Here is a 12,031-nt window from a genome sequence, read left to right as displayed (position 1 = left end):
TAATATCCTAAATACTAGAATATATGAATTTAGAAAGTCAAAAAGTAACTGTTGCTAAATCAGCAGAATATATCTTCAACGCTTTGACAGACGTTAAGAACTTTGAAAAACTAATGCCTGAGTCAATTGCTAAGTTTGAAGTTACAGGAGATGATTCTTTTATCTTTGCATTAAAAGGAATGCCAGAGATTAAATTAAAACAAAAAGATCAAACTCCTCACTCTAAAGTTGTCTTAGGTGCTGCTAGTGATAAACTTCCTTTTACATTAACTGGAAATATTACTGAAGTAGATGCTAATAACTCTGAAATACAACTTCAATTCGAAGGTAGCTTTAACCCAATGATGGCGATGATGGTAAAAGGACCTATCGGTAAATTCATTGAAGCTTTAGCTGGAAATATGAATAAATTATAATACAAAAAAAGAGGAATTTACACTTAGTAAATTCCTCTTTTTATTTTTAGATGTTCAAAATAGAATCTTTATGCTCTTATTTGAACTCCACTTTATATTCTAACACTTTAGGATTAGCTATAATATCAGACATAGAGAATCTCTTTTCAAAAGATTTACCATCTTTACTGATTACGGCATCTTCATAAGATACAGACTTAATCTTCTTGTCAAAACTTGTTTTTAGAACATAAGTAAACATCGCTTCCATTCCTCCCATCTCATTCGATTTCTTAGCTTCTTCAGTATCTTTTACACTAACCTTTCTTTCGAATTGTTTACTGTCTAGGCTATACTTACTCTCCACTAATAAAGGAGGTTGTTTCTTCCCATTTTGCTTCTTATCTAGCTCACTTGTTTTATCTGTTATCTTATTGATATTTATAAGTGATTGATTCAAGTCTGCCATATCTTTTGCAATTACTTTTAAATTAAAATCAGCTAAAGAGTCTTTCATATTAATCATAAAGCGTACATTCTTAGTATTGTCAAATAACTCTTTGTTTGCTTTAATAATACTATCTTTCTTCTGCTCTCCATTCTTTTCTTTTAACATAGCGAAATCAAGTATCTGATCTATGCTTAATTCCTGTCCGCTAATCAATTCTAACTTCTCGGCATCTCCTTTAAAAATAGCATTCTTATCAGGCACATTTTGTAACAACTCTTTAAAGTCCATCTTAAAGGTGTAATCTACCGCCCCGTTATCTTTTACGTACATTTCTTCCTTCGTCACACATGACTGAAGTGATAAGCTCAATCCTAGAAGGAATAAATAAATCTTTTTCATTTGTTTTATTTTTTTTGTGATACACAAAGGTAAACTTTTAAATCACTGATAAAATATGACCATACAAAAAACAGCAATAAATCATAATGACTTATTGCTGTCTTAAATAAAATTATACTATTAATTTTAAGCGTTTTTTAATTTCTTATAGAATAGACTATTTTACTGTCTTAGGATCCTTTGTATTCTTAAGTCCTCTATTAATTATTAAGTGAGGATAGAACTGATCTATTCCTTCTCCTGCTTTTATAAAATTCAAAGTAATCGCTGCTGATCTTGATTGATACTTTTCAAAATAAAACTAAATTAACAACCTATCTTAAAACCATTTACACAAAAAACACAGTATCAGCTGCTCCCTCCCAAGTTTAGGATATTAGTATCTAAATACCTTATAAATATTTTATTTACAAAATATTTTTTCTCTTTTCCCTTGCACAATTCAAATCTTTTATACAATCTTTGCACTGAAAATAAAGTTTAACAATTAAAAACGAAGAAAAAATGTTTGTACTAAATTATACTTCTACATCATTCGCATCAGCAGAGATTGCTGGGGTGTATCTTCGTGCTACTTTTATTTAGAATATCTAATTTTATATATAAATGAAAAGCCCGAAGATTTAAATTCGGGCTTTTTTGTGTTTATTCCGGACCCTTAACGTCATTAAAACCCGAATTGACTGATAGATGCTAAAGATCATCAGTAAAAAACAAATCAATTGTGAACTAACAATTGAGCATTTAGTCAATTTAAATTTTACATCATGGGAAGGAAACTTTCTGGGAGAGACTTTATTAAAATAGGCTTTCCTCAAAACAATACAATAAACATCGCCTTAGGGCAAGTAAATAGATATAAGAAAAAAGAGAATAAAAACAACATACTTGAAGAAGCTAAGCTTGTCCTAAAGAACCCTGATTCTTACATAGGAGACGGTATCTGGGGCAAAGTAGCAGAGAGTATGATAAAGCAAGTGGAAGTCAAAAAGCATCAACTGAATACCAATAGAGTACCATTCTCTATTTATGGAGAAGATGCCATTGACGAACAGACGAAATACCAACTGTTCACTGCTTTAAAATTACCTGTGGCAGTACAGGGGGCATTAATGCCTGACGCTCATTACGGATATGGTTTACCTATCGGAGGAGTATTAGCTACTGATAATGCCGTTATTCCTTATGGAGTAGGTGTAGATATAGGATGTCGTATGAGTATGTCAGTCTTTAATCTACCTGCCAGCTTCCTAAAAGGGAAAGACCATATGTTGTTAAACATATTATCAGAACACACCAAGTTCGGTATGTATGACACACATAAAGTCAAAGCTGATCATGAAGTATTCAGCAGAGAAGAGTTTAAAAATATTCCTTTTGTAAAAGGCTTATTAGATAAAGCGTACAAACAATTAGGAACATCAGGTAGTGGTAACCACTTCGTAGAGTTTGGTATCGTTCGATTAACGGAGACTAAACCTGAGTGGAGATTAGAACCTGGAGAATATATCGCAGTTCTTTCACATAGTGGATCAAGAGGTCTTGGAGCTAATATCGCTAAGCACTACACATATTTAGCAACTAAACAATGCCCTCTACCAAGCAATGCACAACATTTAGCTTGGTTAGACCTCAACACACATGATGGGCAAGAGTATTGGTTAGCCATGAATCTTGCAGGAGATTACGCAAAGGCATGTCACGATGATATACACCGTCGCATTGCTAAAGCATTAGGTAAGCAGATAGCTTTCACTATCGAAAACCATCATAACTTCGCTTGGAAAGAAGTGATTAATAACAAAGAATTAATTGTTCACCGCAAAGGAGCTACTCCTGCTGCAGAAGGACAATTAGGAATAGTCCCGGGATCGATGACTACTAATGGCTATATAGTCGAAGGTCTGGGAAATGCAGAGAGCTTAAATTCTGCCTCTCATGGAGCAGGACGCCTACACTCACGCGCGGCATGTAAACAGAAGTTTACCAAGAGTGAGATTAAGAAAGAGCTTAGCTCTACAGGTGTTCAACTTATCGGAGGTAGCGTAGATGAAGCCCCAATGGCTTATAAAGACATCAATGCAGTGATGCAAGCTCAAAGCGAATTAGTAAAAGTATTGGGAAGCTTTACCCCTAAATTTGTAAGAATGGATAAGTAATTATGGCAACAGTTATTCAGATTACATCAGGTAGAGGCCCCCAAGAGTGTGATTTTGCCGTTAAGAAGATCGCACAACTTTTTATAGACGACGCAGTCAAATCCAATATTAAAGTTGATCCAATACAGGATGAAGCCGACGCACATGGCGCGTCGGTCTTTATCCAAATCGTCGAAACGTCTAAAGAAGTTGATACTTTTTTGAGAACTTGGTTAGGTACAATACAGTGGATTTGCGAAAGTCCCTTTAGACCTAAACACAAAAGAAAGAATTGGTACATCGGTATTTTTGAAAGCACTAAAGCAAGTGATCCTGCGATTCTTGACTGCGATATTCAATATCAAGCTGTACGTAGTTCTGGAGCTGGCGGACAGAATGTCAATAAAGTTAGCTCAGCTGTGAGAGCTACTCATCTGCCTACAGGTATTACTGTACTAGCAATGGATAGTAGATCTCAGCACCAAAACAAAAAATTAGCCACCGAAAGAATACTAGATAAACTTCAGAATATGGCATTAAATGAAGTCAAACTAGAAGAAAAGAATACGTGGCTAAACCAAACGAAAGTAGAAAGGGGTAACCCTACTCGAACTTTCATTGGCATAAAATTTAGAGAGAAATAATCACAAAAAAGGCTACTCATATGATATGAGTAGCCTTTTTATATTTTCTACAGTACCTCAGTCCTGTTACACTTCTATACCTTATAATTATTAGATAATTTCAGCACTTAAACCTGCATCTAATAATTGTAAACACTGAGACTTAAGTTTCTTAAACTCCCCAGTTTTAACCGTACATTTACCTGTATAATGTACTAATACAGCACATTGTTCTGCTTGTTCAGATGTATGATCACACACGCGAATAAGCGTATCGATGACATGATCAAAAGTATTTACATCGTCATTATACAAAACAATTTCACTGTTTCCATTCAGTAATTCAGATACATCTACATTTTCCTGAATTTGCTCTTGTGTACTCATAATATATTATATAGTAATGAAATTTTATCCTTTTATAAACTTCAAAGATACCCAATTATTCTTTTCTAAAGAACTTTCAAAAACTAAACCAATCTTTTCTGCACAATTTTTAATCGCTGTAATATCTTCTGTATAGAATCCACTGAAGTAAATCTCACCTCCTTGATATAAACTAGCAATATACTTGTCCATATCATTTAATAGGATGTTTCTGTTGATATTAGCTAAGATTACATTGTACTTAGGCTCTTTACTAATGATAGAAGCATCTCCTTCGAATACCTCTACGTTAGCACAGTTATTTCTCTCAGCATTCTCTATAGAGTTAAGATAACACCAGTTGTCAATATCGATAGCATCTACGTGCTTAGCTCCGCGCATAGCAGCAAGTATCGCTAAGATAGCCGTACCACATCCCATATCTAGCACTACCTTATCTTGCATATCATTATTTAATATTTGGCGAATCATCATAAAGGTAGTCTCGTGATGTCCTGTACCGAAGCTCATCTTTGGTTCTATAACGATATCATACTGAGCACTTGTCTTCTCGTGAAATGGTGCTCTAACATAACATATACCATCTACATCGATTGGGTCAAAGTTCTTTTCCCACTCCTCATTCCAGTTTACTTGAGCTATTTCCTCTTTTCTATAAGTAATTGTAAACTGTTCTGACTGTAAAATAAAAACATCTTCTAAAATATCCTCTGTCCACAAATCTTTTTGAACATAAGCACTAACACCTGTTGCTGTCTCTTCAAAACTCTCAAATGCCTTTTCTCCTAACTCCGCAATCAGTATTTCTGTACCAAGTTCTCTTGGTTCTACATTAAAATGATAACCTATATATACCATAATTTCTTATTAAATCTATTTCCTTAACCTTTTGGTAACACTATCTTTACATTGAAGTAACAACATAAGTATTCCTATTGCAAAACTAATGTTATTTTTGCACAAATAAATACAACACACTATGAAAAAGCTTTTACAATGTCTTTTTTTGCTTTGTCCAATGCTGACAATGGCACAGGAAATTAAGCATGAAACCACTAGTAATGAATTAAAATTAGAACAACTACCATACTATAGTTATGGTAAAGGACTAGGAATGACTTCTGCAGACAGTATCTTCCAGTTAAATATCCGATTCAGAATGCAGAACAGATTAACCTTCAATGAAAACGATGGTGAGAAAAACACCTATGAAGGAGAAATCAGAAGATTGCGTCTAAGACTTGACGGTTTCGTAGGTAGCCCTAAGTTCTTATATGTAATTCAGCTTTCATTCGCTCCTAAAGATTTAGGGACAACCAAAGAGAATGAACCTATTAATATCATCCGTGATGCTGCCTTAACATATCGTCCTAACGAAAACTGGAACTTTATCTTCGGACAGACTAAACTACCTGGTAACAGACAGCGTATTAACTCATCAGGAGCACTACAGTTAACAGATCGTTCTATTAACAACTCTAAGTTCAACATCGATCGTGACTTCGGTATACAAGCCTATTACTTACGTGAGAAGAAGAATGAGTTCGGATATAATATTAAAACTGCGGTATCTACAGGTAGAGGTCGTAACTTCTCAGGGAGCGAAAGCGATAGCTATGCATTAACAGGTAGAGTAGAGTTATTCCCTTTAGGTAGTTTCTCTAAGAATGGTGCATTCTTTGAAGGTGACTTAGCTAGAGAAGCAACACCTAAATTAATGTTGTCAGGTACCTTCCATCGCAATAATAATGCAATGAAATCACAAGGTCAAACAGGGAATAAACTAGGAGAAGCAAAGTCATTCAACTCATTAATGCTAGACGGTATCGTTAAATATAATGGATGGGCTGGTATGGTATCTTATATGAACAGAACCTTAGACGATGCATTATCATTAAACAATCTTGAAGATCCTACAGCTGGGTATAACTATATCTTTGCTGGTCAAGGAATGGACTACCAGCTAAGTTATATCTTCCCTAGTAACTATGAGATCATAGGACGAGTATCTACTCAAACTATGAAAGACCAATTACATAAAAACACAGACTTCAATTTACCAAATACAACACAGTTTTCACTAGGAGCAAACAAATACCTTTGGGAACATACTTTTAAGTTACAAGCTGAGTTAACGTATGATAAACAAAAGTTCTACCAAGGCCCTACGAAGAACAATTGGTATTTTAGACTACAGTTTGAAATAGGAATATAATAAAAAAAACGTCAATAAATTATTATTATCAAAAATACAACCCCTAAATAATTAACTATTATTTAGTAATTTATCAAACCTACTATAACCAAACTTTAAGTTCTTATTGTTTACTTTTGAAACATAATTCAAAGCTAAAATTAAATAAGTATGAAAAAGATTATCGTTGTAGTAGGTTTTATTTTTGCTTTCATTTCTATGGGTTGTGGAAATAATAGTGCTACTGCAGGCAATGCTCCTGTAGATCAACCGAATTTATTGACTTCTATGACAGCAGAAGATAGAGAGTTTAGAATAATCGAACAGAGTGAAATCAACACTCTGAATAAGACTATTATAGAGCAGAATTTAAACTCTATCGAAAAGATCATGCAAGAATATGCACCTGAAGATATGGCTGCAGAAGGCAATTACACTTATATCATCACGAAGGCAACGACAACAGATCCTAATAAATTCACCCTTTCTTTATTAGAAGATGGTATCAACGATGATTCGTTAAAAGCTTTGAAAGTAATCATGACTGTAGAGAAAAAGAAAGACACTTTTAGAGTACTTGGTATTAAAGAAAGCTACCAATGCTGGAAAGACAGAGGTCACCAAGACTGGGGAGCTGATTACTGCTTATAATATATAGACACACATTACCTCAGATAACTATAATAAAAAAGTCATACTAGTAGTATGACTTTTTTTTGTATTATTTAGCTTATTCAGCTTGCTCTGCTTGAGGCTCATCTTCTTTTCTTCCAATATTCATATTTGGGAATTTTTGTTGAATAGATTTCAAAGCGAACTCATTGATTTCATTCATTGCTTCTGGTGAAGGCAATTTCATTGTTTCTGCATTGTGCTTTAAAACTTCTTCTAATAAAATCTGTGTTCTTAATAATTGAAAATTTAAATCAATTATTTCTCCTGCTACATCAATGTCTCCTAATGTCATTATTACTCTTTTTTAAATTTATAACTTTCTATTGTTCGAACTCAAATTTAACAAACTATTCTTAATATGAAACTATTTTAATGTTATTCTTTGAAAAAATATTCTAACTCTTGTCTCAAGTTATAACGCGATGACATTACCTCTCCATAAGCTCCTGCAGAACGAATAGCAATTAGATCACCTCTTTTTAATTTTGGAAGTAAAACATCTTTGCCAAAACAGTCACTACTCTCACAGATCGGCCCTACTACATCATACTTCACTTCTGTTTCGTTAGTCACCTCATCCGCATATTTATCAGATAGCAATTCTACCTTGTGATACGCTTGGTACAAGGCAGGTCTTAATAACTCTGTCATACCTGCATCTAGAATAGCAAAGTTCTTCTTTAGTCCTTCCTTTATATATAACACTCTACTGATTAGAGTCCCACTATTCGCAATGATAGAACGCCCTAGTTCAAAGTGAATTTGTTGATGTGGTCTCACGTCTAAAAACTCGTGGAATAAATAAAAGAAATTAGAAAAGTTAACAATAGCTTCTTCATCAGGTTCGCTGTAATTAATCCCTAATCCTCCACCTAAGTTTAACACAGGTACATCATGTCCTCTCTCATAGAACCAAGTATTCCACTCATTTACTTTTAGACATAGACGTTTGAACACATTCAGGTCTGTGATCTGCGATCCCACATGGAAGTGCAATCCTATTAATTCTAAATATTCATTCTTATTGATGATCTCGATACAGTTCATTAACTCATGCATCATAATACCAAACTTATTCTCATCTAATCCTGTAGTGATATAGTGATGCGTCTTTGCATCGACATTAGGGTTTATACGCAAAGCGATACGCCCTTTTAGCTGATGCTTAGTAGCCAAATTACCTATCACTTGTAGCTCTTGTACAGACTCTACATTAAACGACATAATCTGATTCTCTAACCCGATTAATATCTCTCTGTCTGTCTTACCTACTCCTGCGAACACGATATCTGATGGAGAGAAGCCTTCCGCTATAGAGCGCTCTATCTCTAGCCCACTCACACAGTCTGCACCGAAGCCGTGAGCACTAATCTCTCTTAAGATACGCGGATTATTATTAGCCTTTATAGCATAGTGAATATGATAACCAAAACGATCTGCTGCACTCTTAGCGACAGATAGTGTTTCTCTTAAAAGTGGTAAATCGTAGTAATATAAAGGAGTCTCTACTCCTTCTAATTCTTGTATTATCTCTCTTGTCATCCTATTCCTTGTTTAAAATAATCTACTGTGTAATGATCTCAATGCTTCTAACTTCTGACTAGCTGGAACTAAAATAGAAATATTATGCTCACTTCCACCATACGATATCATACGGATAGGCAAGTGCTTCACTGCTTCAGAGACGATAGTAGCATGCCCTAATTTATTATTTCTAAAATCTCCTACGATACAGATGATAGCCTGATCTGTATCTACCTCTACATGACCGAAGAAGTTTAGCTCTTCTATAATCTCTTTTAGATACTGCGTATTATCTATGGTTAGTGATACAGCTACCTCAGAAGTAGTGATCATATCTATTGGTGTTTTATATCTTTCGAATACTTCGAATACTCTTCTTAAAAATCCGTATGCTAATAACATACGCGAAGAGTGAATACGTATAGCCGTGATACCATCCTTAGCCGCTATCGCCACGATCTGATCATCGTTCTGACAGTTATCTGAGATTAAAGTACCTGGTGCACTTAACTCCATCGTATCTAATAATCGCACAGGCACATTAAATCTCTTCGCAGGGAATACACTCTGTGGGTGTAAAATCTTTGCTCCAAAATAAGCCAACTCTGCTGCCTCATCAAAGCTCAGATTAGCAATAGGCTTGGTATTCGGTACATAACGAGGATCGTTATTATGGAATCCATCTATATCTGTCCAGATCTGTATCTCTTCTGCTTGTAACACTGCCCCTATTAGAGAAGCTGTATAGTCAGACCCACCTCTTCTTAGGTTGTCAATCTCCCCAAAAGCATTGCGACAGATATACCCTTGTGTAATAAATAAGGTATCCTTAGGGTACTGTGCTAATAGAGTACTTGCTTGAGTACGGATATAGTCAAGATTAGGTTCTTGTTCTTCATCGATACGCATAAAATCAAGTGCTGGAAGTAATACAGAGCTTACCCCAATCTCTTTTAAGTAAAAGTGAAATAGCGTAGTAGATAGTAACTCTCCTTGTGCTAATGCTATTCTTTCTTCTATGGCAGTAAATAGATCATTGCTAAAAGACTCTAACAAATTAAAGTGGTGATCTATTACTTCTGTCGCCATCCGCAGACCCTCCTCTGTTTTAAATAATTGCTTTATGAAAGTTTTATAAGTAGCATATAGGTTATCGATTTGTTTCTTTGCATCCTCCTTTTTGCCATTAGTATACGCTTCTGCTATTCCTACTAAGGCATTAGTAGTACCTGACACAGCAGATAAGACTACTAAATGACGATCGCTTTGCTGCGAATGAATAATCGGCAACAACTGTTGCATCCTTTCTGGGCTTCCTACTGAAGTACCTCCAAATTTTAAAACTTTCATATAAAATTAATTTGTTATTAAATGTATTCTCTTTACTCAGATCAAAAACTATACTATTCTGTAATACCCTCTGACCATAAACCAAAAAAAGGGGCTTGTCGTGATGACAAGCCCCTTTAGTATATCTTTAATTCATATCCATAGGAAAGCTGCTCACGACGTCGGACGTAAGTACTGTTTCTTTCCCTTCTTTATAATTGATATAAACATTTTCTTCATTGATTTGGGACAAATATAAACACTTTATTTAATAACCAATACTTTAAAACAACTTTTTTAAATAAACTGTAAAGCTTAATCACCTCTGTTTTAAAAAATCTTACCATAATATCTCTTCTCTATTCTCATATAAGAGATAACTAAAAAGAATAACCTTACTCTTAGTTAATAAAGTAGTGTCCTCTTTAAAACAAAAAAAAGAGACAATACAATAATATCGTATCATCTCTTTTTGTTCAATTTATGGAAAACTATTTTATTTCTTCACTAATATATAATCTCCAGATTCATGCTCATTCACCACATCTCCTTCACTATCTAGAAAGTATAATTTGCCTTCTTTTACTAAGAACGCATGTGCAGCACTATACTCATCTTCTCTCAGGTACAGTCTATCCTGCTCTAGCTCCCACTCTCCTTCTTCATGATGTGTACCTGTAGAGCTAATGACTCTATAGACATACTTATTACCTTCTTTGATCTGAGCAGATACTTGGAGTATCTCCATATCTTCTCCTTCTTCTGTCCAAGGAAACTTTCCTTCATAAGTACCATATATGACCTCCTTCTCCTCTACTTCTTCTTCAGTAGGAGTTATACTACTTTGTTCTGATGGAGTAGGCACTTCTGTAGTTTGCTCTACTTCTTTACTATCCTTACACTGTGAGAAAAACACGCCTAATAAAGAAAGTAATATTACCACAACACTTCTTTTCATCATTCTATTTTTTAAGACAACAAAGATGAAGTATTTCTATCAAAAATTGATTATTCTAGGCTCGCTTTTTCAGCTCTACGGTCAGCTTCAGAAGCAGACTCTGCCTTACCAAACTTCCAATAAGAATAAGCGTACAACTCATCCTTAGTCCAGTTTAATTCTTTTCGAAGGTAGTTTCTCAATTCTTTTACTGTATCAAACTCAGCCGCTACATATCCGAACTTAGACATCTCATCACTGTGCTCTGTTATGATTTCTTTTGCTCTCTTCGCTAATTCAGAGTTTTGCCCAGAAGTAGGGTTGATCAGCCATTCTATTTTAGACTCTGCATGAGTAGGTAATTCTTGTATATCCTCTGCACTTTCTACCTCTATCACAGCATTCACTCTAGCATCTACAGGTAGAGACTCTAATATAGCTCCTAATACTGGTATAGCTGTACCATCTCCTACTAGTATATACCATGCTGCCTCTGGATATAACTCACTAGGATCACATCCCATAGCTACACCTAGCGGATCACCGATCTCTGCATTAATAGCCCAGTTAGAAGCTGGCCCTTCATCACCATGTGCTACGAAATCTATGTATAACTCATTCTTTTCTAAATCTATCCCTCTATGTGTATAAGTACGTACATAAGGTTTGATTGATTCCTCTTGAGGCTTCCATGCCCCTTTCTCGAAGTCAAACTCTGGTAAGTGTACCTCAGCACATCCTTCTGGAGCGATAAATATCTTATTATTTACCCCTATCGTTGTATTCTTAAAATCTGCTACATCATTACCACTTAATGTAATACGTATATAATGTGGCGTGATATACTCTCTATTCTTTAATGTAAATACTTTGCGCTGTATGTTACCTTTCTTTGCCATATTGTTGTTTTATTCTTTGGTTCTATTTCTTTAAATCACACAAATATAGCTTTTTTATTTAGATTCAATATAAACAACTA

General features: G+C 34.8%; 13 protein-coding genes. 5 read left to right on the top strand and 8 right to left on the bottom strand.

Translation table 11 applies throughout. The features are described 5' to 3' along the window. Positions 1–23 precede the first annotated feature (23 nt). Positions 24–416 (top strand): hypothetical protein, encoded by a 393-nt coding sequence (locus BK054_RS09235; protein WP_006257134.1) that lies wholly within the window; start codon positions 24–26, stop codon positions 414–416. Between the two features lie 76 nt (positions 417–492). Here BK054_RS09235 and BK054_RS09230 read toward each other — a convergent pair whose 3' ends face one another. After that, a complete protein-coding gene (locus BK054_RS09230) occupies positions 493–1,245 on the bottom strand; it encodes a hypothetical protein (protein WP_006257135.1) in 753 nt (250 codons plus the stop codon). Positions 1,246–2,012: 767 nt separating this feature from the next. Here BK054_RS09230 and BK054_RS09225 point away from each other — a divergent pair. Then, entirely contained in the window at positions 2,013–3,404 is a 1,392-nt protein-coding gene (locus BK054_RS09225) for an RtcB family protein (protein ID WP_006257136.1), read from the top strand. 2 nt (positions 3,405–3,406) lie between these two features. Next, positions 3,407–4,027 (top strand): peptide chain release factor H, encoded by a 621-nt coding sequence (gene prfH / locus BK054_RS09220; protein ID WP_006257137.1) that lies wholly within the window; start codon positions 3,407–3,409, stop codon positions 4,025–4,027. Positions 4,028–4,117: 90 nt separating this feature from the next. Here prfH and BK054_RS09215 read toward each other — a convergent pair whose 3' ends face one another. Both BK054_RS09215 and prmA read right to left on the bottom strand, forming a co-directional pair. Beyond that, entirely contained in the window at positions 4,118–4,393 is a 276-nt protein-coding gene (locus tag BK054_RS09215) for an ATP-dependent Clp protease adaptor ClpS (protein ID WP_006257138.1), read from the bottom strand. Between the two features lie 24 nt (positions 4,394–4,417). After that, on the bottom strand, positions 4,418–5,251 hold the full coding sequence (prmA, locus tag BK054_RS09210; RefSeq protein ID WP_006257139.1) for a 50S ribosomal protein L11 methyltransferase: 834 nt from the start codon (positions 5,249–5,251) through the stop codon (positions 4,418–4,420). Between the two features lie 121 nt (positions 5,252–5,372). On the opposite strand from prmA, the gene BK054_RS09205 reads away from it, so the two are divergent. Both BK054_RS09205 and BK054_RS09200 read left to right on the top strand, forming a co-directional pair. Then, positions 5,373–6,608: a porin gene (locus BK054_RS09205; RefSeq protein ID WP_006257140.1), complete on the top strand. Its 1,236-nt coding sequence runs from the start codon at positions 5,373–5,375 to the stop codon at positions 6,606–6,608. A 150-nt stretch (positions 6,609–6,758) separates the two neighbouring features. Next, entirely contained in the window at positions 6,759–7,238 is a 480-nt protein-coding gene (locus tag BK054_RS09200; protein WP_006257141.1) for a hypothetical protein, read from the top strand. Positions 7,239–7,317: 79 nt separating this feature from the next. On the opposite strand, the gene BK054_RS09195 is transcribed toward BK054_RS09200, so the two are convergent. The 5 genes from BK054_RS09195 to BK054_RS09175 form a co-directional block, all read right to left on the bottom strand. Further along, entirely contained in the window at positions 7,318–7,554 is a 237-nt protein-coding gene (locus BK054_RS09195) for a hypothetical protein (protein WP_006257142.1), read from the bottom strand. An 83-nt stretch (positions 7,555–7,637) separates the two neighbouring features. Beyond that, positions 7,638–8,804, bottom strand: coding sequence for a diaminopimelate decarboxylase (gene lysA / locus BK054_RS09190; RefSeq protein WP_006257143.1), 1,167 nt, complete (start codon positions 8,802–8,804; stop codon positions 7,638–7,640). Between the two features lie 12 nt (positions 8,805–8,816). Next, on the bottom strand, positions 8,817–10,136 hold the full coding sequence (locus BK054_RS09185) for an aspartate kinase (protein ID WP_006257144.1): 1,320 nt from the start codon (positions 10,134–10,136) through the stop codon (positions 8,817–8,819). Between the two features lie 475 nt (positions 10,137–10,611). Beyond that, complete coding sequence (locus BK054_RS09180) at positions 10,612–11,076, bottom strand: hypothetical protein (protein WP_230486138.1); 465 nt, start codon at positions 11,074–11,076, stop codon at positions 10,612–10,614. 47 nt (positions 11,077–11,123) lie between these two features. Then, positions 11,124–11,951 carry a siderophore-interacting protein gene (locus BK054_RS09175; RefSeq protein WP_006257146.1) on the bottom strand — a complete coding sequence of 276 codons (828 nt, stop codon included), beginning with the start codon at positions 11,949–11,951 and terminating at the stop codon, positions 11,124–11,126. Between the last annotated feature and the right edge of the window lie 80 nt (positions 11,952–12,031).

It is taken from the genome of Myroides sp. ZB35 (assembly GCF_001865835.1).
Classification (GTDB): domain Bacteria; phylum Bacteroidota; class Bacteroidia; order Flavobacteriales; family Flavobacteriaceae; genus Flavobacterium; species Flavobacterium odoratimimum.
The sequence above is the reverse complement of the archived record's forward strand: the minus strand, read 5'-3'. Positions and strand labels throughout refer to the sequence as shown.

What these genes read in the sequence shown, in the direction of transcription:
- BK054_RS09195 (WP_006257142.1), bottom strand. Translation starts at nt 7,554, where the DNA reads ATGACATTAGGAGACATTGATGTAGCAGGAGAAATAATTGATTTAAAT.
- BK054_RS09215 (WP_006257138.1), bottom strand. Translation starts at nt 4,393, where the DNA reads ATGAGTACACAAGAGCAAATTCAGGAAAATGTAGATGTATCTGAATTA.
- BK054_RS09225 (WP_006257136.1), top strand. Translation starts at nt 2,013, where the DNA reads ATGGGAAGGAAACTTTCTGGGAGAGACTTTATTAAAATAGGCTTTCCT.
- BK054_RS09205 (WP_006257140.1), top strand. Translation starts at nt 5,373, where the DNA reads ATGAAAAAGCTTTTACAATGTCTTTTTTTGCTTTGTCCAATGCTGACA.
- lysA (WP_006257143.1), bottom strand. Translation starts at nt 8,804, where the DNA reads ATGACAAGAGAGATAATACAAGAATTAGAAGGAGTAGAGACTCCTTTA.
- BK054_RS09200 (WP_006257141.1), top strand. Translation starts at nt 6,759, where the DNA reads ATGAAAAAGATTATCGTTGTAGTAGGTTTTATTTTTGCTTTCATTTCT.
- prmA (WP_006257139.1), bottom strand. Translation starts at nt 5,251, where the DNA reads ATGGTATATATAGGTTATCATTTTAATGTAGAACCAAGAGAACTTGGT.
- prfH (WP_006257137.1), top strand. Translation starts at nt 3,407, where the DNA reads ATGGCAACAGTTATTCAGATTACATCAGGTAGAGGCCCCCAAGAGTGT.
- BK054_RS09185 (WP_006257144.1), bottom strand. Translation starts at nt 10,136, where the DNA reads ATGAAAGTTTTAAAATTTGGAGGTACTTCAGTAGGAAGCCCAGAAAGG.
- BK054_RS09180 (WP_230486138.1), bottom strand. Translation starts at nt 11,076, where the DNA reads ATGATGAAAAGAAGTGTTGTGGTAATATTACTTTCTTTATTAGGCGTG.
- BK054_RS09175 (WP_006257146.1), bottom strand. Translation starts at nt 11,951, where the DNA reads ATGGCAAAGAAAGGTAACATACAGCGCAAAGTATTTACATTAAAGAAT.
- BK054_RS09235 (WP_006257134.1), top strand. Translation starts at nt 24, where the DNA reads ATGAATTTAGAAAGTCAAAAAGTAACTGTTGCTAAATCAGCAGAATAT.
- BK054_RS09230 (WP_006257135.1), bottom strand. Translation starts at nt 1,245, where the DNA reads ATGAAAAAGATTTATTTATTCCTTCTAGGATTGAGCTTATCACTTCAG.